Raw genomic sequence first — 25,703 nt, 5'->3', positions numbered from 1 at the left:
TATCACCTGCCTGCGTCTGATTCCTGAATGTTCCTGTTCTTCTTAAATTCTTCCGCCGCCTCGACAATTCTCTTTTCCAGATCATCCGTCAGCACTTTTCCGTTCTCGATCTCCCGCCCGATTTCCGGGTATTCCGTCTCGAAATATGTAAGCATATCCATCTGGAACGGTTTGACCTTTTTCGGCTCAATATCCACCATTACCTTATGCGTAGCCGCACACAGTGTAATTACCTGCTCATGAAGGCTAAGCGGGTGGCAGAGGGGCTGTTTTAAAAGCTCCATCAGACATTTTCCATACTGCAGCTGCGCCTTAGTCACGGCATCCAGGTCAGAGCTGAACTGCGTAAATACTTCCATCTCCCTGTACTGAGCCAAGTCAATACGTATGCTTCCGCTGGCCTTCTTCATAGCCTTTGTCTGAGCTGCGCCGCCCACTCGTGATACGGACAGTCCGACGTTGACTGCCGGACGGTTGCCGGCAAAGAACAGGTCGCTTTCCAGGAATATCTGTCCGTCTGTAATGGAAATCACGTTTGTCGGAATATATGCGGACACATCGCCTGCCTGCGTTTCGATAATCGGCAGGGCCGTAATGGAACCGCCGCCCAGTTCGTCGCTCAGGCGGCTGGATCTCTCCAGTAGCCTGGAATGAAGGTAAAAAAACGTCTCCCGGATATGCTTCCCTGCCTGGAGAACGCTCCAGCAGAAGGGACAGCGCCCGGTAAGCGACCGCATGTTTCGACAGATCGTCATATACAATCAGAACATCCTTACCCTTATGCATGAAATACTCTGCCATAGCCGTTCCGGAATATGGCACAACATACTGCAGAGGTGCACAGTCGCTGGCTGTGGCGCTGAATACAATCGTGTATTCCATGGCCCCGTGTTTCTCCAGCGTGGATACCATCTTTGCCACCGTAGAAGCCTTTTGACCGATGGCTACATAAATGCAGACAACGTCTTTTCCCTTCTGATTCAGGATCGCATCAATGGCAATCGCTGTTTTTCCTGTCTGCCTGTCTCCGATAATCAACTCTCTCTGTCCGCGTCCGATAGGAACATGGAATCGATTGCCAGAATGCCTGTCTCCAAAGGAACCGATACGGATTTACGGTCTATAATTCCAGGAGCTTCTTCTTCTATCGGACGATAGGAATCCTCTTTAATGTCTCCTTTTCCGTCGATCGGCGCACCCAGGGCATCCACGACTCTTCCTATAAATCCGTCTCCAACCGGAACTCCGGCTCTTTTCTTTGTCCGTACTACCTTTGTTCCTTCTTTAATTCCTGTATCTTTTCCAAACAGGATACAGCCGATTTCATTGCGCCTGATATCCTGGACCATGCCCTTAAGACCATTTTCGAAAACAACGATTTCTCCATACATGGCATGATCGATTCCATAAACGGTGGCGATTCCGTCGCCTACCCAGATGACATTGCCTACTTCCTTCGTCTCTGTCATCATATCATAATTTTCTATCTCTTCCTTCAGAATGGAAATGATTTCTTCTGAATTGATTGAAGCCAACCTGCTCACCTCCGGGTTAATTTATACTGTAACTGTTCTATACGCCCCTTCAGGCTCCAGTCGATTTCCTGATCTCCTATGCGGATGACAAAACCTCCGACCAGCGCCTGATCCTGCCTCATATCGAGTTCCACATCCGACGCCTGGAATCTTCTGCAGAGCCATTCCCGTATTCTCTTAATCTGGCTCTCGTCAGGAAGGGCGACATATGAAATCTCTGCCGTCAGAATTCCATGCTCTTCATTATACTGTTCCCGGTATGCTTCAAATATCTCATCCGCCATCTCCATATCGCAGTTCCTGCAAAGGACCTTAAAAAAGTTCTGAAGCGTTTGAGGGAAAATTTTCTCCACAGCCCTCTCTTTATTGATCAAAGGGATTTCCGGGTGGCTGAGAATTGTTCTCAGGACCGGAGCTGCTTTCATAATGGTCAGTGCCTGTCTGACTTCCTCTGGCCGGACCCCTGTCTCACACAGGACTTTTCCATAATTAACGGCCATCTGCGTCATATACGTCACCTGCTTTTGCTAAGAATTGTTCATAGAGCAGCTGATTGCCTTTTTCGTCACTGCCCTGTGCGAGCATTTTTCTGGCCGCCAGCATGGCAAGACCTGCAATCTCCGTTCTTGCTCCTTCCATAGCCTTTTCCCGTTCCTCTCTGGCTGATTCTCGGGCACTCTTAAGGATTTTCTGAGCTTCTAGATTTGCCGTTTTTAAAATCTGTTCCCGTTCTGCATCGGCTCTTGACTTCGCTTCGTCGATCATCCGATGGGACTGGGATTTGATATTTGCGACTTTCTCTTCATACTGCTCTTTCAGCTGCAGCGACTGGGCCTCGTTGATTTTTGCCCTGTCCATCTGCTCCTCAATTAATGCCTTTCTTTTTTCCATAATACCGTTTACCGGCCCAAACAGGAATTTTTTCATTAAGAGATAAAGGACTACCAGGTTAATAATTGTTATAATAAGGTTTGCAACACTAAAATGAAGCACCTTACTCACCTGCCTTTCTTATCTCTGAATAATTATCTGATAAATAAGATTAAAAGTCCGATAACAAAACCATAGATAGCAGTTGCCTCAGCCAGCGCACATCCTAACAGCAGCGCCTTGCTGATTTTAGCCTCTGCTTCCGGCTGCCTTGCGATTGCGTCAACGGCTTTGGATGTTGCTATACCGATACCAATACCTGCTCCTATACCTGTTAAAACTGCGATACTTGCTCCGATTGCTACTAACATAGTTCTCTCTCCTTTTTATAATCTGTTTTTTCTCTCTCGTTTTTTCTTATCTACTCAATTGCCTCTTTCATAAAAAGAGCTGTCAGAAATACAAATACGTATGCCTGGATCAGTCCGTCAAAAATATCAAAATAAAGGCTGAATGGAATGGGGAATATCACGGGCATAACCATCTTCACCAATTCCATAACAACAAATGCGCCGATTACGTTTCCGAAAAGACGCATACACAATGACACCGGCTTAATAAAAATTTCCATAATATTAATCGGTGCTATGAGTGGCATAGGCTCCGCAAAGCTCTTGACCCACCCTTTCAGTCCTTTCTGATGAAATCCGGAATATTCAATCAGAAAAATGCTCATAATTGCCAGTGCTGCTGTCACTGTCAAATCCTTTGTCGGAGGTTTCAGGCCTGCAAGGCCGATCAGGTTTGCAATTCCGATGTACAGGGCTACTGTCATCAGATATGGTATGTACCGTTTTCCTCTTTCACCCAGAATATCTTCAAAGAAATCATTAAGAAATCCAACTGCTGTTTCCAGTATCAGCTGCTTTCTGCTGATATTGTCCACTTTAAGATCTCTGACAAATATAATGGATAAAATCGTCATCGCAGCCATAATGATCCATGTCACTACTACAGACTCCGCGATTTCGATTCCGCCGAATAGAGGGATGGTAAATGCTGTCCTGCAGGAAAGCTCCTCTGTTATGTTTGCAGCTATATCTCCCGTATGGCATCCTTCCTTTCATAATTTGCTTAAGATTTACATTACTGCTAAGGCTTTCCTTTGTCAATATTTCCAACTGTAAGACCCGGTTAACCGGTTTTTTGATTTTTTCGATACTTTTTTCATGTAAAATTGTTTTTATTTGGATACATTTTGTGTATTTTTTTATGGATTCGCCAAAATTTATTAACGATTTTTTTATTGACATGAAATAATATGAAAAAAAATGGCCGAAATTTTTTTATTTTTCATATAAAATGAATATTTACTATTTAATTTGATCCTTTATGACCGAAATCGTTATTTTCATTCATTTTCATCCATCTCAGCAACTCGTCAACTCCTTCTGCTGCAGCCGCTTATCTGCCGCTTCCCCTGTCCATAATCCTGCAGAATACAACTCCGGCCAAGGTACTGACCAGTGTCGCCGCCAGCGCAGGCCCTACAATTGCCGTTGGATTCACGCTGCCATACTGGCTTCTGTAGGCGATCATATTAATCGGTATCAGCTGAAGGGAGGAGATATTTATAATCAGAAAGGTACACATTTCATTACTGGCCGTTTCTGACGGAAAGGCACGGATTCTTTTTTTATTCCTCTTTTTTCCGTCAATTTCTTCTCCCTCTGAACTCCTCCGCTCTTCTTCCAGATTCTTTAATTCTTCCATGGCCTTCAGACCAGCCGGAGTTGCCGCCCATCCGAGGCCCAGCATATTGGCGATCATATTCACCGCAATCTGTTTTTCTGCCGGATGACCGGAAGGAAGCCTGGGAAAAAGAAATTTCAGAACCGGCTTCATTTTCTCTGACAGCAGTTCAATCAGGCCGGCCCCATTTCCTATTTCCAGAATACCGCTCCAGAACGCCATAATCCCCAGCATAGAAAATGCCAGGGTTACCGCCTCTTTTGCAGAATTCAGGGCTGCATCCGTCACCACTGCCAGGTTCCCATGGATTGCAGCCCATACAATTCCCGTTATCATCATTACAGACCACACATAATTCAGCATATTATTCTGCCTTTTACTCTTTCCATATACTTTATGTGGCCGTTTCTGTTTTCATGCTGTTTCGCCGTTCTGACTGCTCTGCCTTTGCCGCCAGAATTATGCCAGGGCGTTGCAGGCTCCCTTCAAAGCCCACATTCCTTTTTCTACCTTCGATCTGGGACAGCCGATATTGAGTCTCAGAAAGCTGCCGTACTCATCGCCGTAAATATCTCCTCTCATAATTGCCGTTTTATAGTCGTGTACCAGCTTATTCTGCAGCTGATCCATAGAAAACGGCAGGCCGGCGCAGTCCAGCCAGACAAGATATGTGGCTTCCGGTACATAAAAATCTACTTGCGGAATACTTTTTTTAAAAAATTCTTCCAGGTATTCCAATGTCTTATCCAGATAATCATTCAGGTCATCCACCCAGTACCCGCACTCTTCATATGCCGTAATCATTGCCTCCATTCCAAAAATGCTGGTTGATGAAAGTCCGTCCCGATTTTTCAGAGAGATCAGATATTCTTCTCTTATCTGGGGATCTGCAATCATGGCATAGGATCCAATCAATCCTGGTATATTAAATGTTTTGCTGGCCGACGTACACAGGCATACATAACTGTACCCTTCTGCCGCTGCCAAGATGGGAATGGTTCGTTTACCGGCTCTAACGATATCCATATGAATTTCATCGCTTATAATAAATACCTTGTTTTCACGGCACAGCTCTGTTATCTTTGTAAGCTCATCCTTTGTCCAGACCTTTCCGGTTGGATTGTGAGGATTACAAAGGAGAAGTATTTTTGCCTTTGGATCTTGTAACCGTTTTTCCAGATCGGAAAAATCGATTTCATACCCGTGGTTTGTGCGTATCAAAGGATTTGCGGAAAGTTCCCGGTCATTGTCATGAATTACCTTATAGAATGCATCATATGCGGGAACCTGGGTGACTACTTTGTCTCCTCTGTCGCTTAACATGCCGATCATTCTGGCTATTGTATAGATAACCGACGGACTGTATACGATCTGTTTCTGATCCGGCTCATATTCAAATCTTTTTTTATACCAGCTGCATACTGCATTTTTAAATGCTTCGTGATTCCATCTGGTATATCCGAAAATTCCATGTTCTGCACGTTTTTCAATTGCATGCAGAACTTCTTTCGGAACCTGAAAATCCATATCTGAAATGGAAAAAGGAAGGAGGTCCTTTTCCCCAAATCTGTCCTCGATATAATCCCACTGAGTACAGAATGTTCCTTTCCGATTGTAGACTATATCAAAATCCGTCTTCATAAGTCCTAACCTCTTTTCTTCAGCCTCCGGCAAAACTGCGCATCCCGATTTTTTGTTTTAAATGCGAAATCCATATGCGCAGGAACCATATCCGTGCTGCGTTCATGTTGCTATTCCATTAACTCGTCAAGGGCGCCTTTTACTGCTGCCACTTTCGTTCCGATAATTACCTGAACGTTGTGCTCATCCAGTTTCATAACGCCCAGCGCACCCAATGCGGCCAGTTTATCAGCATCAATGGAATTCGCATCTTTAACAACCATTCTGAGCCTCGTTACACAGTTATCCAGGGAATCGATATTTTCTTTCCCCCCCAGTGCCGCCAGAATCGCGGCTGTATCATACTGCGTCTTCTTAGATTTCTTCTGGTCGAATTCTCCCTGCACCGCCTGATTCTGAAGAACGGCACGGCCTGGGGTCATCAGATTCTTCTTCATAATCACGTACTTAAACACGTTATAGTAAATGAAAGCCCAGATAATTCCCACAATAATTACAAGATACCACCTTGTCTTGGTTCCCTGCAGGACGCCGAAAATAAGGAAATCCAGAATACCGCCATCCGTATTTCCAATCGTTACATTCAGAAGTGCCATAACCATGAATCCAAGTCCTGTCATAATCGCGTGGAATACATAGAGCATCGGAGAAACGAAAAGGAACAGGAACTCTATCGGTTCCGTAATTCCTGTGACGGCACTAGCAATCACGCCGGAAATAAAAAGTCCTTTTACCGCATTTTTATTTTCTGTTCTGGCACAGTGATACATGGCTGCAGCTGCCGCCGGAAGTCCGAATATAAAGGTGGGCATTTTTCCCTGAGACAAAAATGCTGTAGCTGCCGGGCTGATTGCTGTTCCTGCTTTCAATTCCGCATAGAAAATATTCAGCGCACCGCTTATGGTCTGCCCGTCTACGACCTGAGTGCCGCCAGCTTCCGTAAAACGTATCATTGCTACAAGAATATGATGAAGTCCAAATGGAAGCAACGCCCGTTCTCCGGCTCCAAAGAGAAATGGTCCAAAAACACCAGCCTTTGAAATTGCGGCACCGATTCCATTGATGATCATGCAAATACCGGCCATACAACAGGGATGATGAGGCCGACTGCCGCCATAACTACGGAAGTAATAATTGGTACAAAACGCTGTCCGCCAAAAAATCCAAACGCATCAGGAAGCTGTGTCTGTACAAATCGGGTATGGAGCCGGTACACGATAATTCCGGCAATAATGCCCCCCAGAACACCCATCTCCAACGTCTGAATGCCCATTACCATTGCCTGTCCTGCTGTTTTCATGGTATCCGCATCTGCTAGCGTTCCTGTCAGATTCAGATAGAAATTGATGGCCATGTGCATAATCGTATATCCGACGAAGCCGGCAAACGCCGCCACGCCTTTCTCTGTACGGCACAATCCAAGAGGGATTGCCATGGCAAACATCAACGGCAGGTACGTAAATGCAAAACCTCCGATCGCAGACATGAAGCTGAATACTGCATTCAGAATCGGGTTCTTCAGGAACGGCAGAATGTCCATCGTCGATGAACTTGTAAAAGCACTTCCGATACCGAGTACAAGTCCCATAAATGCCAGAAGTGCGACCGGAAGCATGAAAGTCTTTCCCAGACTCTGGAAGAATTCCCATAGTGTTACTTTTTTCTTATCTTCGCTCATAATTTTCCTCCATGATCATTTCCCCTTTTTACCTTTTTCTCTTCCATATCCTTTCCCTTTTCCGCCAATTTTATGAAAAAATATTTTGATTCCGGCTTGAGAATATGATCCCTTCTGCCGGGGCATATTAATTGAACTTCTATTTGTACAAGAAAAGAGGTGCTTCTGAAATGAAAGAAATTATTTTTCTTGAACCGGTATTCAAGCAGAACATATGGGGCGGTCATCGAATGAGAGAAGAATTCAGATACGATATCCCATGGAACAATACAGGAGAAGCCTGGGTGGTCAGCGCCCACCCCAATGGCGACTGCCGTATAAGAAGCGGAACATATGAAGGAAAAACCTTAAGCTGGCTGTGGGACCACCAGCGCAGCCTGTTCGGTAACCTCCAGAAAGATGAATTTCCGCTTTTGGTAAAAATAATTGATGCTGCCGATGATCTGAGTATACAGGTCCATCCCGATGACTCATATGCCAGGTCTCATGAAAACCAGCCGCTTGGAAAAACAGAATGCTGGTATATTCTGGACTGTATGGATGATGCTTCAATCGTAATCGGACATAATGCACAGACAAAACAACAGCTGAAGGAAATGATCGATGAAGGGAAATGGCCGGAAATAATTCGGACCCGTCCGATTAAACAAGGAGATTTTTTCTTTATAGAACCTGGTACGGTCCATGCAATAAAAGCAGGTACCATGATTTTGGAAATACAGCAGAATTCCGATATCACTTATCGACTGTATGATTATGAACGGCTTTACAGCGGCGCGCCCCGCGAACTTCACATCCAGCAAAGTCTGGACGTCATTACCTGCCCCCACAGGGAATTTCAGCCCGAACCGGCACATACGATCGGCAGAGGTTTTGTTAAAAAAATTCTTGTATCCTGCCCTCTGTTTACCGTAGAAAAATGGTCTGTTAAAAACCGCTGCCGGATTCCCCAGCCATATCCCTTTCTGATTGTAGATGTTCTGGATGGAATCGGTACCGCAGACAGTCGGGAAATCAAAAAAGGCGATCATTTTATTCTTCCGGCCGGATATGGAGACTGCAGGATCTGGGGAAACCTGACCCTGGTCACTTCTCATCTGTGACTCATATGCGTATCACGTAATTCCTGGAAAATAAAAAGACCATATCCTGCAGTGCGGCCTGTGCCTTACTGCAAAATATGGTCCTTTTATTTCTCTCAATTCCTCACTTCATAAAAACTAACAAGAATCGGCTTGCCCTTACGGCCAAGCCGCAGCAAAAAGTTCCTGGCTTTTCATGCGCGGAACTTTTTTATTCTCCGCACAGTTCGGCCATTACTTCAGGAACTGTCTCTATTTTCGTTGCTCTGTATGCATTGCTTCCGCAGAACAGCAGAGCTTCGTCCTCTTTTCCAATTGCTGCATTTACGAGTGCTTTCGTTATACAGTATGGAATCTGTGCCGGGTTGCAGTGTTCCAGACACTGGTAACACCAGTCGATTTTCGCGGGCGTATCGCTGACCTGGCTGAGGAATTGATTCCTGATCGCACGCCCAGGCATGCCTACCGGGCTTTTTGTAATCACAATATCCTCTTTTTCAGCTGCAATGTATGCTTCCTTATAAGCCATAGGCGCATCGCACTCTTCTGTCGTTACAAAACGGGTAGCTACCTGTACGCCGTCGGCGCCAAGATCTTCAATATGATGAATCACATCCTGATGGTCATAAATTCCTCCTGCGATTACAACAGGAATCTTCGTTTTATACTTCTCTCCGAACTCTTTGACCACATCCATTATTTTCTTGATCTCTGCCTCGTATACTTCTCTTTTATAAGTAGACGGCACGTCTTCCGTATCCGCACAGTAATCGTGAAGTTCTTCTCTGGAAAATCCCAGATGTCCGCCTGCAAGCGGCCCCTCAATCACGACAAGATCGGGAACTCTTTTATACTTACGATCCCAGAGCCTGCATATTACACGGGCTGATTTTGCGGAAGAGACAATGGGCGCCAGCTTTGTGCTGCTGCCCTCTGCATATGCCGGAAGATCCACAGGCAGTCCGGCTCCGGATATGATGATGTCGGCTCCTGCCTTCACAGCTTCCTTAACATACAATTCATAATCTCTCGTCGCTACCATAATGTTAAATCCTAATACGCCGTCTGGTGCAATCTCTCTCGCCCGTCTCAGCTCTTTGCCAACAGCCCTCAAATTAGCTTCCTGAGGATGCTTTGCGAAATCCTCTTCACGAAAGCCGATCTGTGCGGTAGAAATAATTCCGATTCCTCCGGCCTTCGCTACTGCTCCGGCCAGTGAGGAAAGGCTGATTCCAACTCCCATTCCTCCCTGAATGATGGGTTTTTTTACCGTTAAATCTCCAATAACTAATGGCTGCAATTTATTCATTACATTCTCCTGAATCTTTCGTATCTCTGCCGTACGATCTCCTCTTCCGGCACAGAAAGATATTTTTTCAAAAATTCTTCTAACCCGTGGCTGATATCTCCGGCAATTACCGGAAGCGTCTCCTTAGACGCCGGTTCTTCTTCCTTAATCACCTGCTCAATTAAATTCATCTCGCAGATATCTCTGGCAGTGATTTTCATTACTTTGGCCGCTTCCGGAGCCTTTTTGCTATCCTTCCAAAGAATCGAGGCAAAGCCTTCCGGTGAAAGGATGGAATAAATGGCATTCTCCAGCATCCATACTTCATTTGCTACAGCCATTGCAAGCGCTCCTCCGCTTCCGCCTTCTCCGATCATAATAGTAAGTACAGGAACCTTTAGTGAAGACATCTCAAAGAGGTTTCTTGCAATCGCCTCACCCTGACCATTCTCCTCCGCTTCCAGTCCGCAGAATGCTCCCGGCGTATCTACAAAACAGATAATCGGACGTCCAAAGGCTTCTGCCTGTTTCATAAGGCGCAGTGCCTTTCTGTAGCCTTCCGGAGACGGCATACCAAAGTTTCTCTTAATATTATCCTTTGTATTCTTGCCCTTCTGCTGACCGATTACCGTCACAGGGATTCCATGGAATGTGGCAATTCCGCCGATTATTGCTCCGTCATCCTTAAAGTATCTGTCACCATGAAATTCTATGAATTCATCGAAAATTGCTCTGATATAGTCGGATGCGACAGGACGGCCTGCCTGACGGGAGAGCAACACTTTATCCCAGGCCGTTTTTCCACCGGATTTCCCGGATTCCTTCCCGTTATCCACATGTTCCTTTTCAGGATCTTCCTGCTCTGTGGATTCCGGCATAACTTCCTGCGTCTCCTCCTGATTGTGGATGTCCGCCAGACGTGCTTCTTCCGCCCTTGCATCCTGAATCAGCTGCCTGCATTCTTCTGCCGACTTCTTTTCATGCATTTTAAGAATCTGTCCAAGTGTATCCTTTAAATCTTCCCGCTCTACGATTTTATCAACAAAACCATGCTCCAGCAGGAATTCTGATCTTTGGAACCCATCCGGGAGCTTCTGACCGATCGTCTGCTCAATGACACGCGGTCCTGCAAATCCAATCAGTGCGTTCGGCTCTGCCAGAATAATATCGCCTAACATCGCAAAACTGGCTGTCACACCGCCTGTTGTAGGATCTGTCAGAACACTGATGAAAAGCTGGCCCGCTTCATGATGCTTTTTTAACGCGGCCGATGTCTTTGCCATCTGCATGAGAGATACAAGTCCCTCCTGCATTCTGGCTCCGCCGGAACATGCAAAAATGATCACCGGCAGCTGTTCTTTCGTCGCCCGCTCTACGGCATTTGCAATTTTTTCACCGACAATATGACCCATACTGCTCATTAAGAATCTGGCATCGCATACTCCGATTACCGTATCCCTGCCGTTGATTTTACCTTTTCCAGTTACAATCGCCTCGTTTAATTTCGTCTTTTCCTTCGCAGCAAGGACTTTCTTTTCGTACCCCGGAAAATTCAGCGGATTGCCGAATTCCATTTCCTTATCCCACTCTTCAAATGTCCCCTTGTCAATTACCATTTCAATTCTGCGGTAGGCATGAACACGGAAATATCCGCTGCATTTCGGGCAGATATAAAAGTTGTTCTTTACATCTTCCACATAAATTGGCTGTCCGCACTTATTGCATTTTCTCCACAAGCCCTGAGGGATGGATGGCTCCTCCGACTTTACGGGGTGCTTATACTTTGTATCGATCAAAGTATACGTCTTTTTAAACATGTCTTTTAACATTTTCATCACTCCTTATCAAAGCATTGCAGTAAACGGCTACTCCTTGCAATACTGTGGGAAATAGGCCGGAATAAAATTCGTATCCACATCCCCGTTCTGAAACGCTTCATTGCTCAATATCTCGAATTCGAAATCCACGTTTGTCTCAATTCCTTCTATAATCAGTTCGCCAAGGGCCCCCCTCATCTTCGCAATTGCCGTCTCTCTGTCCTTGGCGTGGCAGATCAGCTTGAGAAGCATGGAATCATAGTTCGGCGGAACCTTGTAATTATTATAGATATGAGTATCCACGCGCACGCCTTTACCGCCAGGAATGAGCACATTTGTGATAAGTCCCGGGCATGGCATGAAGTTCTTCTGCGGATTTTCTGCATTGATACGGCATTCGATCGCATGGCCCCATATTTTAATATCATCCTGGCTTACACTCAGTTTCTCTCCCGCAGCCACATGGATCTGTTCCTTGATCAGGTCCATATTGGTAACCATCTCTGTAACCGGATGTTCAACCTGAATACGGGTATTCATCTCCATAAAGTAGTAATTCCTGTTCTTATCCAGCAGAAATTCAATCGTTCCTGCATTTTCATAACCTACGGCCTTAGCCGCCCTTACCGCAGTATCTCCCATGGACTTACGGAGTTCCGGAGTGATGGCGATAGACGGTGATTCCTCCAGCACCTTCTGATGACGCCTCTGAATCGAACAGTCACGTTCTCCGAGATGAACGACGTTGCCGTATTTGTCCGCCATGATCTGGAATTCGATATGCCTTGGCTTCTCGATATATTTTTCGATGTACATCGTATCGTCGGAAAAGCCCTTAATGGATTCCATCTGCGCGTTCTGGAAATTGGATTCGAAGTCCTCTTCCCCTCTGGAAATTCTCATTCCCTTGCCGCCGCCTCCGGAGGATGCCTTGATCATGACAGGAAAACCAATTTCCTTCGCCATTTCCAATCCCTCTTCCACCGTATAAACAGGCTCTTTGCTTCCTGGAACAACTGGAATGCCAGCTTCCATCATCGTTTTTCTGGCTTCGGATTTATTGCCCATCTTATTGATGATTTCTGCAGACGGCCCTATAAATGTAATATTGCATCTCTCACACAATTCAGCAAAACGAGCATTCTCTGAAAGGAATCCAAATCCTGGATGGATGGCATCCGCCTTCATTGCGACAGTCGCTGAAATAATGCGTTCCATGTTCAAGTAGCTCTGAGTAGAGGCCGCCGGGCCAATGCAGATCGCTTCGTCGGCAAGGAGCGTATGTAAGCTCTCGCGGTCAGCTTCTGAGTAAACGGCAACCGTCTTGATTCCCATTTCTCTGCAGGCGCGGATAATACGCACCGCAATTTCCCCGCGATTGGCAATTAATATTTTATCAAACATTCTCTTTCACCTATCCAATCATAAATGTAAGCTCTGCGGATACTGCAACTTTTCCGTCTACGGTAGCCGTAGCTTTTCCAATTCCTACAGGGCCTTTCTGCTTAATGATCTCGCATTCCAGCTTTAACTTATCGCCGGGCACTACCTTTTTCTTGAATTTTGCGCTGTTGATGGCTCCGAAATACGCTACCTTTCCCTTGTTCTCCTCAACGCTTAAAATTGCAACTGCTCCCGTCTGAGCCAATGCTTCTACAATCAGAACACCAGGCATAACCGGTTCCTGCGGAAAGTGTCCGGCAAAAAACGGCTCATGAAATGTAACCGCCTTATATCCGACAGCTTTTACGCCAGGCTCTACTTCTTCAATACAGTCAATAAGTAAAAACGGATGTCTATGGGGAATGATCTCTTCGATCTCCTTAATTCCTAACATGATTTTTCTCCTTATTTTCATATGGCAGCCATCCGGAAAAACCTTCTCTCCGAAAGACTGCCCTCATTTGCATTCCTACAGCACGTTATCGGATTCTGAATAATGGCTGACCGTATTCCACAACCGCTTCATTATCAACCAAAACAGCCTCCACAATGCCGTCATATTCACTTTCTATTTCGTTCATCAGCTTCATAGCTTCAATAATGCCCAGGACCTGTCCCTTCTTTACCGTATCACCAGCCTTTACAAACGGCTCCGCATCTGGTGAAGAAGCATTGTAAAACGTCCCTACAAGAGGGGATGTAACAACTTTGTCAGACGGAATTTCATCACTTGCAGACGCCTGATCGGTGCTGACTGGTGCAGCTGCACCGGCTGCCGGCAGTACTGGCGGCTGTACACCTGTATACTGAATTCCCTGTGCCGCATTCGCAGCCATCATGGCTCCGGCTGCCTGTGCCTGCATGGCCGCAGCCATAGCCGGCACGCTATTGTCGAACTTCACGTCTACCATCTGCGGCGCTTCTTTTTTCTTTTTGATCGAAAGCTTTGTATCTCCGTCTTCCAGCTCGAAACTTGTAAGATCATTTTCAGAAACTGCCTGCATTAATTTTAAAATATCTTTTACTTCCATTTTTACTGCCTCCCTATTCTACGAACTTCTTAACCAGCAAGGTCGCATTGTGGCCGCCAAAGCCAAGGGAGTTGCTGATTGCACATTTTACATCTGCAGATACGCCGTTGCCGCTGGTATAATCCAGATCACAGCCTTCGTCCGGGATCTCCAGCCCTGCAGTTGCATGTACGAACCCGTCTTCAATGGATTTTACACATGCAATGAATTCCACCCCGCCGGCAGCTCCAAGGAGATGTCCTACCATGGATTTTGTGGAATTGATTTTTACATCATAAGCGTGATCACCTAAAGCGGCCTTGATCGCCATCGTTTCAAAAAGGTCATTGTGATGAGTACCTGTACCATGGGCATTCACATAATCCACATCCTTTGGCTCCAGTCCTGCATCTTTAATTGCTTCTGTCATGGCTCTTGCCGCTCCGCTTCCGTCTTCTGCCGGAGATGTGATGTGGTATGCGTCGCACGTTGCGCCATAACCGCCTACTTCCGCATAGATTTTAGCCCCTCTTTTCAGAGCGTGTTCCAGGGATTCCAGAACGACTACGCCGGCCCCTTCGCCCATTACAAAACCATTTCTTTCTTTGTCAAAAGGAATCGAAGCTCTCATTGGATCTTCTGTTGTATTCAAAGCTGTCAGCGCCGTAAATCCTGCAACGCCGATTGGTGTAATGCTGGCTTCTGTTCCTCCTGCCACCATTACGTCTGCCTCTCCGTACTGAATGGAACGGAATGCTTCACCAATGGAGTGTGTTCCAGTTGCACATGCAGTCACCACATTGATGCACTTTCCCTTTAAACCGAACTGGATGGAGACGTTTCCTGCAGCCATATTGCTGATCATCAAAGGAACCAGAAGCGGATTTACACGGCCCGGCCCCTTATCTAAAAGCTTTTTATATTCTCTTTCAATTGCCTGAAGGCTTCCTATGCCGGAACCTACGGCAACACCCACCCGGTAAGGGTCTTCCTGGCTCAGATCAATGCCGGAATCGTCAAGCGCCTGCTTTGCAGCCGCAACGGCAAACTGTGAAAATTTTTCCATTCTCTTTGCAGCCTTGGGGTCCATATACAATTTCGGATCAAAGTCTTTTACTTCTGCGGCAAGCTTTGCCTTATAATCTGCTGTATCAAAGCAAGTAATCGGTCCGATTCCCACTGTCTTATTTTTCAACCCGCTCCAGAAGCTCTCCACATCGTTTCCGATTGGCGTAATGGCTCCCATACCAGTTACTACTACTCTGTTTTTCATATTTATCTCTCCTTACATTGCCATGCCGCCGTCTACACAGATGACCTGACCTGTGATATAACCGGCTTCATCAGAAGCTAAAAACGCAACCGTATTCGCAACATCTTCTGCTGCTCCAAAATGTTTCATCGGAATCTGGGCTGCTGCTGTTTCTTTTACGGAATCGGAAAGTGCATCGGTCATCTCCGTCGTGATAAATCCAGGAGCAATTGCGTTCACAGTAATTCCCCTGCTTGCAAGCTCTCTTGCCGTTGCCTTTGTAAGGCCGATGATACCAGCCTTGGACGCACTGTAGTTCGCCTGTCCCGCATTTCCTGCAACTCCTGAAACAGAAGATATATTGATGATTCTTCCGCCCTTTTGTCTGAGCATCTGGCGTGAAATGTGACGGATGCAGTTAAATGCACCTTTTAAATTCGTGTTGATAACCGCATCAAACTCTTCCTCTGACATCTTCATTAAAAGGTTGTCCCTTGTAATTCCAGCATTATTGACGAGGATATCGACTCTTCCGTATTTCTTGATAATTCCGCTTAAGAATTCTTCCGCACTCTTAAATTCAGATATGTTGCACTGAACTGCCTCCGCCTTACCGCCGAAGCTCTCGATCTCCTTTACAACCTCTTCTGCCTTAGCTGCAGAACCATTATAATTTACGATGACTGTCGCGCCCTCTTTGGCGAGCTTGACTGCAATTGCCCTGCCGATTCCGCGGCTGGCGCCTGTTACGACTGCTACTTTATTATCTAACATAAATTTCCTCCTGATGCTTTTCGGCACCTTTCGGCTGATTCCTTACAGCCCGTTCTCCACTAACGCATTTAATGCTTCCATGGAATCTATATTTATTACTTTGACGTCCCTTGTTATCTTCTTTATGAAAGCAGACAGGGTTTTACCCGGTCCGATTTCGATAAATGTGTCAACACCGTCTGCCAGCATCGTTTCAACGCTCTGCTGCCATCTTACAGAAGAAGATACCTGCTTTGTAAGAAGCGGCTTTACGTCCTCTGCATTTGTAACATATTGTGCTGTCACATTTGCCACATATGGGATCACCGGTGTATGTACTTCTACATGCTCCAATACTTCTCCCAGCTTCTCTCCTGCGCCTGTCAGCATGTTGGAATGGAACGGCCCGCTTACGTTCAGAAGCACGGTCCTCTTTGCACCCGCTTCTTTCAGTTTCACGCATGCCTCTTCCACCGCCTCTTTCAGGCCGGAAATGACAATCTGTCCGGGACAGTTATAGTTGGCGATCTGCACGCCTTCTATCCCCTCCAGAACTTCTTCAATCTTAGAGGCATCTAATGCAAGGATGGCAGCCATAGCGCCTACGCCTACCGGTACCGCCTCCTGCATCAGAATTCCTCTCTGCCTAACTGTAGTAATCGCGTCTGCCTCGCCCATAACGCCGGCAGCCACAAGTGCACAATATTCTCCCAGGCTCAGTCCTGCCGCCACATCAGGCTTGATTCCCGTTCTTTCCGTCAGAACTTTCATCATAGCGATTCCTGCTGTTACCATCGCCGCCTGTGTGTACTCTGTAATATCTAATCTGTCATTTTCTGTAAAACATAATTCCGGCATGGAAAATCCGAGCAATTCGCTCGCCTTGTCAAATACTTCTTTCCCAATGTTTGTCTGTTCGTAGAAATCTTTTCCCATCCCGGCCTTCTGAGCTCCCTGGCCCGGAAAAATAAATGCAATTTTACTCATTATCTGGCTCCTTTTAACAGCGCCTCTGCCTGCGCCATCATTTCCTCAATCATTTCCTTACAGGTCTGCTCTTTCTTGATCATACCTGCAATCTGTCCTGCCATAACAGTACCGTTCATCACATCGCCTTCCATAACTGCCTTTCTCAGCGTACCAAGAGTCAGATATTCCAGTTCTTCAAAGGATTTTCCTCCCTGTTCCATCTTGATATACTCTCTTGTCATCTGATTTCTGAGACAGCGCACCGGATGGCCATGTGTCCTACCCGTAACGGTAGAATCGATATCTTTTGATTTGATAATACGTTCTTTGTAATTTTGATGTACAATGGATTCGCTGGCAACGACAAAACGCGTTCCCATCTGGACCGCCTCAGCACCCAGCATAAATGCGGCTGCAATTCCCCTTCCGTCACCGATGCCTCCGGCAGCGATTACCGGGATGCTCACTGCATCTGCCACCTGAGGAACCAGGCTCATCGTCGTCTCTTCTCCAATATGGCCGCCGGACTCTGTTCCTTCCGCAACAACCGCATCGGCTCCGGAGCGCTCCATCATTCTGGCGAGCGCAACGCTGGCAACGACAGGAATTACCTTTATTCCCGCATTCTTCCACATCTCCATGTATTTTGCCGGATTGCCGGCACCCGTCGTAACGACTTTAATGCCTTCTTCTACGACAACTCTGGCCACATCGTCTGCGTGAGGCTCATAAGCATAACATTGACGCCAAACGGTTTCTCTGTCAGCTCTTTTGCCTTGCGGATTTCATCACGAACAACTTCGCCAGGAGCATTCGCTCCTCCTATCAGTCCGAATCCGCCCGCCTCGGACACGGCGGCAGCCAGATTATGCTCTGCCACCCAGGCCATACCGCCCTGGATAATCGGATATTCGATACCCAGAAGCTCTGTAATTCTTGTTTTCATTATTCTTCTACACCCTTTGCCTTCAGATACTGCATAACATCTCCAACAGTTAAAAGATTCTCTAAATCTTCTGCTGGGATTTCTACAGAATACTCATCTTCCAAAGCCATTACAAGCTCAAATAAATCAAGAGAATCTGCGCCTAAATCCTCTTTGAAGGAAGAAGCTTCCGTAATTGTCTCTGCCTCTACGCTTAACTGTTCTGCAATAATTTCTTTCATTTTCTCTAACATGGTTTTAATCTCCTTTTTACACTATAAAATGTATAGTCAGCAGCTTTCTGCTGCCAGTTACTATCATATCAATAATACCTATGTCCCCTGCTGCCTGTCAAGACAAAACATCCAATAATTTCCTCTTTACCACTCCATGAGGGTAGCGCCCCATGTAAGACCGGCTCCAAATCCAGCGATCACGATTTTATCTCCCCGTTCCAGCTTTCCTTCCCGGTTCACTTCGTCGAGTATAATCGGCAGAGACGCTCCGGATGTATTGCCGTACCGTTCAATATTCATCGGTATTTTATCCATCGGAATCTTCAGCCTCCTGGATATGGAATCGAAAATCCTCATATTTGCCTGATGCAGGAAAAAGTACTTGATCTCTTCCTTATCAACTCCACTTTTTTCTAAAAGCTGGCTGATGCACTCCGGTACCTTTTTTACTGCAAATTTGAATACTTCCTGTCCGTCCATCGTGGTATACCCATATTCCGGCTTCGTTCCTGTCAGGAAATTTCCTGTCGTCCTTGCAACGCACTCCAGCACGTGGCCCCTTGCACCGTTTGAGCCCATTACAAAATTACGGATTCCCGTTTCCTCTGCCCGAACGACTGCTGCTCCTGCGCCGTCTCCAAATAATACACTTGTACTTCTGTCCGACCAGTCCATCAATTTACTCAGCTCATCGCAACCGATTACAAGGCCTGTACGGTACATACCCGACATGAAAAATCCATGAACGATATTCAGGCTGAATATAAATCCGGAACAGGCGGCACTGACATCGAATGCAACTGCGTTAACGGCTCCGATTGCGGCCTGCACCTCACAGCCGCAGCTTGGAAGGCACTTATCTGGTGATGATGTTCCTACGATGATGATATCCAGTTCTTCCGGCGAAATACCTGCCATCTCCACTGCCCTTTTCGCCGCTTCCACGGCCATGTGGGTAGCCCCGCCATCCTTGCAGATATGTCTCGCTCCGATCCCGGTCCTGGAGCGGATCCACTCATCGCTGGTGTCCATGATCTTTGCCAGGTCATCATTTGTAATTACGTTTTCTGGTGCATATGAACCAGTTCCTAATATTCTTGTTGTCATGACACATCCCATCTATTTTCTCAGAAAATTAATAATACTTTGATAATCAAACTAATCATATCCAAAGTTATATCTCCTGTCAATAGCTATTTGATAAAATTAAGAATAGAATTGTTGGAGCATAAAAAGAAGCGCCGGATTTCGACAGAATACTCAAAATTCGGCGCTTTTTGATCCTTAGTTCCAAGCTTTATTCATGTTTTATTCTTTATATGCCTGAATGTGGTTTCTGGCTGTTTCCATCAGCAGAGCTACATCGCTGGAACACAGGTTTAGGCTCATTCCTTTATCCGCCCATTTTTTAACGGCCTTGGGATTTCCCATATGAATTCCACTGTATTTTCCATGTTTTTCTGCGGTTTTAATTATGCACTCCAGTGCCTCCTGAAACTCATCTCTGTCATATTGCCCCATGATCCCCATGCTCTGAGATAAATCATTCGGACCTACAAACGCTGCATCGATCCCCTCTACGCCGAGAATTGCGTCCAGGTTCTCCACGCCCTCAGGGGACTCAATCTGTACGAGCAGAATCGTTTCCTCATTAGAAGACTTCATATAATCCTCTGCCTTCACATTTCTGTAAGCCGCATGCGCTTTCAAAAGAGCAACACCACGGTTTCCAAGAGGGGCGTATTTTGAATATTCTACCAGTTTTTTAGCCTGCTCTGCCGTTTCCGTATTCGGCATTAAAAGCCCGGACGCCCCCATTTCCATATATTTAAGAACCACTTCTCTGTCTGGCTGGGGCACGCGTATGATCACCGGCATGTCCACGGCCTTTGCCGCTGTAACCATTGCCGACATCTTGCTGTAATCGATATATCCGTGTTCACTGTCTATAAAAAAGTAATCATATCCCGCTTCTTTTAAAATAACAGCCATATCCGGACTGTCAAACAGCCCCACCATACATCCCAGTAATTTTTCTCCATTTTTAAGTCTCTGTTTTATTCCATTTTATTTTCCTCCTAATTTAATCTGATTTGTACATTCTCTTCCATCCAGGATAGCTTTTAAATTATCAATAGCCATTCGGCCCATATACTGGGCGGCCTGTACTGTATTTCCTCCAAGATGAGGCGTAAGAACAACATTTGGCAGTTTGAAGATTTTTCCGTATTCCGGCGGTTCCTTCTCAAATACATCCAGTCCGGCTCCGGCTACCCGGCCTGATATGAGGCTTCTTCCAGAGCTTCCATGTCGATCAGTCCGCCCCTGGCCGCATTGATAATGCATACGCCTTCTTTCATCTTATGTATGGATTCCCTGTTTATCATATGTCTGGTTTTTTCCGTTTCCGGCACATGGAGAGATATGATATCGCTGTGCCGGTAAAGTTCATCTAAATTATCGGCGGTTTCGACGCCTTCTTTTTGCGCAGTTCCTGTATCGGCGTAGGGATCATAGATCATCACTCCCATGCCGAATCCCTTAACCATCCGGGCCACCTGTTTTCCGATCGCTCCATATCCGATCAGGCCAAGCATCCTGCCGTCCAGTCCATTCCCCATGGGACGTATCCATTTTCCGGCCCTTGTATTGCTGTCCATTGTTATAATCTGCCTTCCCAAAACCAGCATATGCGTTACCGCAAGTTCAGCTACCGCTTTCGCATTGGCTCCAGGCGTATTCGTAACTGCAATTCCTGCTCTGTTTGCCGCTGAAATATCCACATGCTCACAACCGACCCCATATCGTGAAATCACTTTCAGCGATTTTGGCGCTTTTGTAAACATCTCCTGCGTATACCACTCTAAGCCGGCAATAATTCCGTCACAGCCTTCCCAGTATTTCTGAATCTCCTCTTTTGTCAGAGGTTCGGGCTGCGCTTTCATAACTACTTCCGCAAAGCTTTCCAGGTATTTTATATTTTCCTTCATTGCCGGCTGTCCATAAGCCGCTGACGTTACCAGTACCTTCATTTTTTACTTTCTTCACCTTTCTGTAAAATTCTGCGTTTTACATACGTTCCACAGCTTTCCCTTACGATCATCTGGAATTGCATGGTCACGCGGACCTGTGTCTTTCTTTTTGTTTTTATCTTATCCAACAGGATTTTTACGCCCCATTCTCCCAGTTCTCTTTTATTGATGTCGATTGTGGTAAGAAGAGGCTTTGAATATTCTGCCATCTCTATATTGTCAATCCCTATTACCGCAATATCTTCCGGTACGCGCAGGCTCTTTTCCGTAATCGCCCTGATGGCACCCAGTGCACAGATATCATTGGCACAAAACAGAGCGTCGGCAGTTGCTTCTCAGAGACGAGAGACAGTGCGGCTTCATAGGAACTGTTTAAAGATAATTTGCAGTTTCTGATTATGGAATGGTCCAGTTCCAGATTATAATCAAACAGCGCTTTGGCATAGCCATTAAACCGGTGTTCATTTACGATCTGACTTTCCTCTTTATATGGAACAATCCCGATATATCCGATTTTCCTGTTTCCCAGGGAAATCAAATATTTAACCGCTTCATATGCGCATTCATAGCTGTCGCATATAACCTCATCAAACTGGCGGTTAATATGATTCAAACCGACATAAATAATGTTCTTAATCTTTTTCAGGTCACGGAATATTTTTTCACTGAACCGCCCCATTGCGATGATTCCGTCCACATCTTTTTGATTCAGAATACTGTTTATAATCTCTTCCGAAGATGTGTCTTCCAGAGCACATATGTATTCCACCCGGCAGCCATTATCGGCTGCACTTTTTTGGATTCCCCGCAGTACCTTCCCGTAAAACGGATCTGTATATGTTTCCTGATAAGAAGCCATAATACAGCCGATTTTTATTTCATCAGAAGCAATCCCCTTCTTTCTGTTTATTAGCTCTCTGGCCGTCTCATTCGGTATATAGCCCAATTCGTTAACGGCTTTCCAAACATTCTCCGAATTTTTACTCCCCTTCCTGTCAGATGTAACATTATTGATAATCCGTGAGGCAGTCGCAATGGATACCCCCGCCTTTTTTGCAACATCTTTCAGTGTAACGGACAACTCAATTCTCCTTTTTCGGCACTCTGTTTTTCCTTGCCTTTTTTATGGAAGGCATAACTATCATAACTGCCGCTAATAAGATGAAACATGTGCTGATCGGCTTCTGGAAAAAGATCCATGGATCTCCATTTGAAAGGAGCAGTGCTCTTCTGAAATTCGTTTCTGCCATAGACCCCAAAACGATCGCTATTACCATAGGGGTCAGTGGGAAATCCAGCTTGTTCAGATAATATCCTGCGATTCCAAACAGCAGCATAATCAGCGCATCAAAGGTTGTATTATTCGTCGCATAAGCCCCGATCACACAGAATACTACCAGAAGGGGAACCAGTATTTTCTGAGGCACCTTTGTTACATTCACGAAAAAGCGGCTGAATACATGTCCCTGGATAAACATGAATATATTAACAAGAATAAGGCCGATCATAATACAATATACCCATTCTTTCTGCTGAGTAAATAACTGCGGCCCCGGAACGATTCCCTGCATCATGAGAGCGCCTATCAGCACAGCCGTAATCGCGTCTCCCGGAATTCCAAGCGTGAGCAGCGGTATTAGTGTCGCTCCTGTTACAGCGTTATTTCCTGCTTCTGAAGCGGCAACGCCTTCGATATATCCCGTTCCGAATTTTTCCGGCGTTTTGGATGAGCGCTTTGCTTCGTTATAGCTTAAAAATGAAGCAATTGCAGCTCCCGTTCCCGGTACGGCGCCTATAAACGTTCCGATTACACAAGATTTCATAATTGTTCTCATATTCTCTTTCAGCGTCTTCCAGGAAAGGTTTCTTTTCTCGAATTTCAGAATTTCTTCCTTTGAGTTGCTGAGCATACCGGACTTCATAAGAATTTCCGAAATAGCAAATAGCCCGATCATTGCGGGAATCAGATCAATTCCACCTGCAAGATTTACATTTCCAAATGTAAACCGTTCAATTCCTTCAATCGGATCGATGCCAATTACAGTAATCAACAGACCGGTAAATCCCATCATGAGTCCCTTGATTACAGATTCTCCGCTGACGCTTGAAATAATTGTCAGCCCGAACAGGGCCAGGGCAAAGTATTCCGACGGTCCGAATTTCAGCGCAAATTTTGCTATAACGGGTGCTACAAATAAAAGCACCAGAGCACTGAATATTCCTCCAATGGTTGAAGCAGTAAGCGCCATCTGAAGCGCTTCTCCTCCGCGGCCCTGCTGGGCCATTTTATACCCATCCAGTACCGTAGCAGCAGATGCCGGCGTACCCGGGGTTTTAATTAATATAGCCGTAATCGAACCGCCGTACGTTCCACCGCAGTAGACCCCCAACAGAAGCAAAAGGCCGGTAATCGAGTTCATCCCGTATGTAAGGGGAATCAGGAGAGCGACTCCCATTGTTGCCGTCAGACCGGGGAGCGCGCCGATAATGATTCCTCCCGCAAGGCCTATATTCAAATATATAAAATTTTGTATTGTAAACAGATTCCCCAACACTTCCTGAAGCATCATTTTCCCCCTCTCTACGGCAGTTGTACAAACAAAAGCTTTGTAAAGGCAAAATACACCAAGATATCTACTCCATAAACAATCAGATAATAATATGCCTTTTTTACACGGAACAGGAAAAGCGCTCCTGTCGTCACCCCTATGGTGGTTATGATATACCCCAGTTTGTCAAATAACAAAATATATACCAGTACCATGGCTGCAAATATAATGACTACGTTTTCCTTACCTTTTTCCCGTTTTACCTTTTCCTCTTCCGAGCCTCCTTCCTTCTTGCTCTTTTTATAGGAAATAAATGTTTCCAGAATAAGCAAAAAGCTTAATACCATGAGGCCAACGCCGATAAACTGCGGAAATATTCTGGCGCTTCCGGCATTTCCCATTCCTTTTGCGGAGATCACAACAGGGGATATCAGAAAGGCAAATAAACCAAGGCTGAAAAACATGACGCCGCTGGAGAAATCTTTTTTATATTTACTGTTCAACCGCCTTTTCCTCCTTTTTTCTACTTGTCAACGTTCTCCACAATCATTTTTGCGAATTCGCCTTCTTCCACTGCCTTCTGAACAATTTCCTCCGGTGTGTATGGAGTCGCTACTACATTTCCATTTTCACAGAACTCTTTAAATCTGTCGTCCTTTACCATTTCTCCAAACGCCTGTTTCAGCGTTTCCATGACATCCTCCGGTGTCCCTTTAGGAGCAGCAATAAATTTCCACACGCTCAAATCAATATCGTATCCCTGCTCCTTCATGGTTGGAATATCTTTTAATTTTTCACGCTCATCCCGTTCCGAAGTAAAAATTCCAATCGGTATAAAACTTCCGTTTTCGATATACTGCATGGCATTTGACGGATGCATAACGCCAAAATCCACGTGGCCGCCCAGCATGGCCGTTACTACCTCTGCATCTCCGTTATAAGGAACTCCCTCTACGGACATGCCGCTTTGCTGAAGAAATGCCTTAGCCGCCAGGTCCGGAATCCCGCCCGCGCCTGGATATCCATACTTCAGGCCAGAAGCGTCTTTCAGCTCTTCCAGCGTGGTAATTCCCGTTTCCTTACTGGCCAGTAACAGGACCGGTTCATAAATCAGGCCGATAATCGGTTCAAAATCCTCAATAGAATATGATACTTCCCTCATAAGAGGCTGTGTTACAAAGACCCCTGAAGTGAAAAAACATAGTTCATAACCGGTAGGTTTTGCATTTTTGAATTCTGTTGTGGCAATTGTTCCGCCTGCCCCGTCTCTGTTAACTACAGAACAGGACTGTCCCAGATAATCAGGACACAGCTCTGACAGTATTCTGCATGTTGCGTCACTCGATCCTCCCGCCGTCCAGGGGCATGTGATCTGAAGCGGGCGGGCTGGAAACTGATCTTTGGATTTTTCTTTTTTAGAACTTCCTGTTTCTTCATTTTTTGCCTGTGTTATTTCCTTCTCTCCTGCAGAACTGCCGCATCCTGCCATAAGCAGACCAGTAATCAATAATACGGATATTAGTGATAATCTCTTTTTCATTTTTCTTCCTCTCTTTTGTAATATTATTAGTTTTTACAAGGAACTAACGGATCTGTATTTTTCATCTCCTTCTTGTTTCATGAAAATTTTCATGATTATTTGGTAAACTGTACAATTTTCTAACTTTTTCCGCGGATTTTTTATCTTTTATATCCATAATACTAGAGCAAATTTACAACAAAATCAATAATTCTGGTTGAATTTACAGGCACAGGTTATGCAAAACGTTTACATTTTCAGAATTCTTTAATATTCTGGTTGAATTTACAGGCACAGGTTATGCAAAACGTTTACATTTTCAGAATTCTTTAATATATATGTTTATTATATA

The 25,703-nt window shown here is 45.5% G+C and carries 24 protein-coding genes and 3 pseudogenes; 1 reads left to right on the top strand and 26 read right to left on the bottom strand.

Features of this window, described 5'->3' with window-relative positions:
* Positions 1-2: 2 nt before the first annotated feature.
* From atpA to DXA13_RS22280, 9 genes and pseudogenes are all read right to left on the bottom strand, one after another.
* A pseudogene (gene atpA / locus DXA13_RS02115) lies at positions 3-1,544 on the bottom strand (F0F1 ATP synthase subunit alpha).
* On the bottom strand, positions 1,541-2,044 hold the full coding sequence (gene atpH / locus DXA13_RS02110; RefSeq protein ID WP_118241598.1) for an ATP synthase F1 subunit delta: 504 nt from the start codon (positions 2,042-2,044) through the stop codon (positions 1,541-1,543). Before atpH ends, atpA begins: the two are co-directional and overlap by 4 nt.
* The gene (atpF, locus tag DXA13_RS02105; RefSeq protein ID WP_243008923.1) at positions 2,025-2,528 is read right to left on the bottom strand and encodes a F0F1 ATP synthase subunit B; all 504 of its coding nucleotides are present in this window, start codon (positions 2,526-2,528) and stop codon (positions 2,025-2,027) included. Before atpF ends, atpH begins: the two co-directional genes overlap by 20 nt.
* Positions 2,529-2,560: 32 nt before the next feature.
* Positions 2,561-2,776 carry an ATP synthase F0 subunit C gene (gene atpE, locus DXA13_RS02100; protein WP_118241596.1) on the bottom strand — a complete coding sequence of 72 codons (216 nt, stop codon included), beginning with the start codon at positions 2,774-2,776 and terminating at the stop codon, positions 2,561-2,563.
* 50 nt (positions 2,777-2,826) lie between these two features.
* Positions 2,827-3,504, bottom strand: a complete 678-nt coding sequence (locus DXA13_RS02095; protein WP_118241594.1) for a F0F1 ATP synthase subunit A — start codon at positions 3,502-3,504, stop codon at positions 2,827-2,829.
* 365 nt (positions 3,505-3,869) lie between these two features.
* On the bottom strand, positions 3,870-4,520 hold the full coding sequence (locus DXA13_RS02085) for a nucleoside recognition protein (protein WP_118241590.1): 651 nt from the start codon (positions 4,518-4,520) through the stop codon (positions 3,870-3,872).
* Positions 4,521-4,616: 96 nt separating this feature from the next.
* Entirely contained in the window at positions 4,617-5,798 is a 1,182-nt protein-coding gene (locus tag DXA13_RS02080; RefSeq protein WP_118241588.1) for a MalY/PatB family protein, read from the bottom strand.
* 110 nt (positions 5,799-5,908) lie between these two features.
* Entirely contained in the window at positions 5,909-6,868 is a 960-nt protein-coding gene (locus DXA13_RS22285; RefSeq protein ID WP_278287018.1) for a PTS transporter subunit EIIC, read from the bottom strand.
* Entirely contained in the window at positions 6,865-7,476 is a 612-nt protein-coding gene (locus DXA13_RS22280; protein WP_278287017.1) for a PTS transporter subunit EIIC, read from the bottom strand. Before DXA13_RS22280 ends, DXA13_RS22285 begins: the two co-directional genes overlap by 4 nt.
* Before the next feature lie 170 nt (positions 7,477-7,646).
* Between DXA13_RS22280 and manA the strand changes: the two genes are divergently transcribed.
* On the top strand, positions 7,647-8,579 hold the full coding sequence (manA, locus tag DXA13_RS02070) for a mannose-6-phosphate isomerase, class I (protein WP_118241586.1): 933 nt from the start codon (positions 7,647-7,649) through the stop codon (positions 8,577-8,579).
* 190 nt (positions 8,580-8,769) lie between these two features.
* Here the strand turns inward: manA and DXA13_RS02065 are convergent, their stop codons facing one another.
* From DXA13_RS02065 to DXA13_RS01975, 17 genes and pseudogenes are all read right to left on the bottom strand, one after another.
* The gene (locus tag DXA13_RS02065) at positions 8,770-9,867 is read right to left on the bottom strand and encodes a nitronate monooxygenase family protein (RefSeq protein ID WP_118241584.1); all 1,098 of its coding nucleotides are present in this window, start codon (positions 9,865-9,867) and stop codon (positions 8,770-8,772) included.
* On the bottom strand, positions 9,867-11,675 hold the full coding sequence (accD, locus tag DXA13_RS02060) for an acetyl-CoA carboxylase, carboxyltransferase subunit beta (protein ID WP_118241581.1): 1,809 nt from the start codon (positions 11,673-11,675) through the stop codon (positions 9,867-9,869). The genes DXA13_RS02065 and accD overlap by 1 nt, the downstream gene beginning before the upstream one ends.
* A gap of 36 nt (positions 11,676-11,711) precedes the next feature.
* Positions 11,712-13,067: an acetyl-CoA carboxylase biotin carboxylase subunit gene (locus DXA13_RS02055; RefSeq protein WP_118241579.1), complete on the bottom strand. Its 1,356-nt coding sequence runs from the start codon at positions 13,065-13,067 to the stop codon at positions 11,712-11,714.
* Between the two features lie 10 nt (positions 13,068-13,077).
* Positions 13,078-13,500 carry a 3-hydroxyacyl-ACP dehydratase FabZ gene (gene fabZ / locus DXA13_RS02050; protein ID WP_118241578.1) on the bottom strand — a complete coding sequence of 141 codons (423 nt, stop codon included), beginning with the start codon at positions 13,498-13,500 and terminating at the stop codon, positions 13,078-13,080.
* Between the two features lie 85 nt (positions 13,501-13,585).
* On the bottom strand, positions 13,586-14,137 hold the full coding sequence (accB, locus tag DXA13_RS02045; RefSeq protein ID WP_118241576.1) for an acetyl-CoA carboxylase biotin carboxyl carrier protein: 552 nt from the start codon (positions 14,135-14,137) through the stop codon (positions 13,586-13,588).
* A gap of 13 nt (positions 14,138-14,150) precedes the next feature.
* The gene (fabF, locus tag DXA13_RS02040; protein WP_118241574.1) at positions 14,151-15,389 is read right to left on the bottom strand and encodes a beta-ketoacyl-ACP synthase II; all 1,239 of its coding nucleotides are present in this window, start codon (positions 15,387-15,389) and stop codon (positions 14,151-14,153) included.
* A gap of 12 nt (positions 15,390-15,401) precedes the next feature.
* Positions 15,402-16,142: a 3-oxoacyl-[acyl-carrier-protein] reductase gene (gene fabG, locus DXA13_RS02035; RefSeq protein ID WP_118241572.1), complete on the bottom strand. Its 741-nt coding sequence runs from the start codon at positions 16,140-16,142 to the stop codon at positions 15,402-15,404.
* Between the two features lie 42 nt (positions 16,143-16,184).
* Positions 16,185-17,108, bottom strand: a complete 924-nt coding sequence (gene fabD / locus DXA13_RS02030) for an ACP S-malonyltransferase (RefSeq protein ID WP_118241570.1) — start codon at positions 17,106-17,108, stop codon at positions 16,185-16,187.
* Positions 17,108-18,036, bottom strand: a pseudogene (gene fabK, locus DXA13_RS02025) (enoyl-[acyl-carrier-protein] reductase FabK). The gene fabD and the pseudogene fabK overlap by 1 nt, the downstream one beginning before the upstream one ends.
* A complete protein-coding gene (acpP, locus tag DXA13_RS02020; protein WP_118241568.1) occupies positions 18,036-18,269 on the bottom strand; it encodes an acyl carrier protein in 234 nt (77 codons plus the stop codon). The pseudogene fabK and the gene acpP overlap by 1 nt, the downstream one beginning before the upstream one ends.
* A gap of 126 nt (positions 18,270-18,395) precedes the next feature.
* A complete protein-coding gene (locus DXA13_RS02015) occupies positions 18,396-19,358 on the bottom strand; it encodes a beta-ketoacyl-ACP synthase III (protein ID WP_118241854.1) in 963 nt (320 codons plus the stop codon).
* A 201-nt stretch (positions 19,359-19,559) separates the two neighbouring features.
* A complete protein-coding gene (locus tag DXA13_RS02010) occupies positions 19,560-20,270 on the bottom strand; it encodes an aldolase/citrate lyase family protein (protein ID WP_118241566.1) in 711 nt (236 codons plus the stop codon).
* Between the two features lie 251 nt (positions 20,271-20,521).
* Positions 20,522-21,283: an NAD(P)-dependent oxidoreductase gene (locus DXA13_RS02000; RefSeq protein ID WP_118241562.1), complete on the bottom strand. Its 762-nt coding sequence runs from the start codon at positions 21,281-21,283 to the stop codon at positions 20,522-20,524.
* Positions 21,280-22,364: pseudogene (locus tag DXA13_RS01990) on the bottom strand (LacI family DNA-binding transcriptional regulator). The gene DXA13_RS02000 and the pseudogene DXA13_RS01990 overlap by 4 nt, the downstream one beginning before the upstream one ends.
* A 1-nt stretch (position 22,365) precedes the next feature.
* Positions 22,366-23,853, bottom strand: a complete 1,488-nt coding sequence (locus tag DXA13_RS01985; RefSeq protein ID WP_243008922.1) for a tripartite tricarboxylate transporter permease — start codon at positions 23,851-23,853, stop codon at positions 22,366-22,368.
* Positions 23,854-23,864: 11 nt separating this feature from the next.
* A complete protein-coding gene (locus tag DXA13_RS01980) occupies positions 23,865-24,335 on the bottom strand; it encodes a tripartite tricarboxylate transporter TctB family protein (protein WP_118241554.1) in 471 nt (156 codons plus the stop codon).
* A 20-nt stretch (positions 24,336-24,355) separates the two neighbouring features.
* The gene (locus tag DXA13_RS01975) at positions 24,356-25,372 is read right to left on the bottom strand and encodes a tripartite tricarboxylate transporter substrate binding protein (RefSeq protein WP_118241552.1); all 1,017 of its coding nucleotides are present in this window, start codon (positions 25,370-25,372) and stop codon (positions 24,356-24,358) included.
* Between the last annotated feature and the right edge of the window lie 331 nt (positions 25,373-25,703).

Source organism: Clostridium sp. AM58-1XD (assembly GCF_003464085.1).
In the GTDB taxonomy this organism is placed as follows: Bacteria; Bacillota; Clostridia; order Lachnospirales; family Lachnospiraceae; genus Lachnoclostridium_A.
Note: the sequence above shows the minus strand (reverse complement) of the source record. Positions and strands in the feature narration are given on the sequence as shown.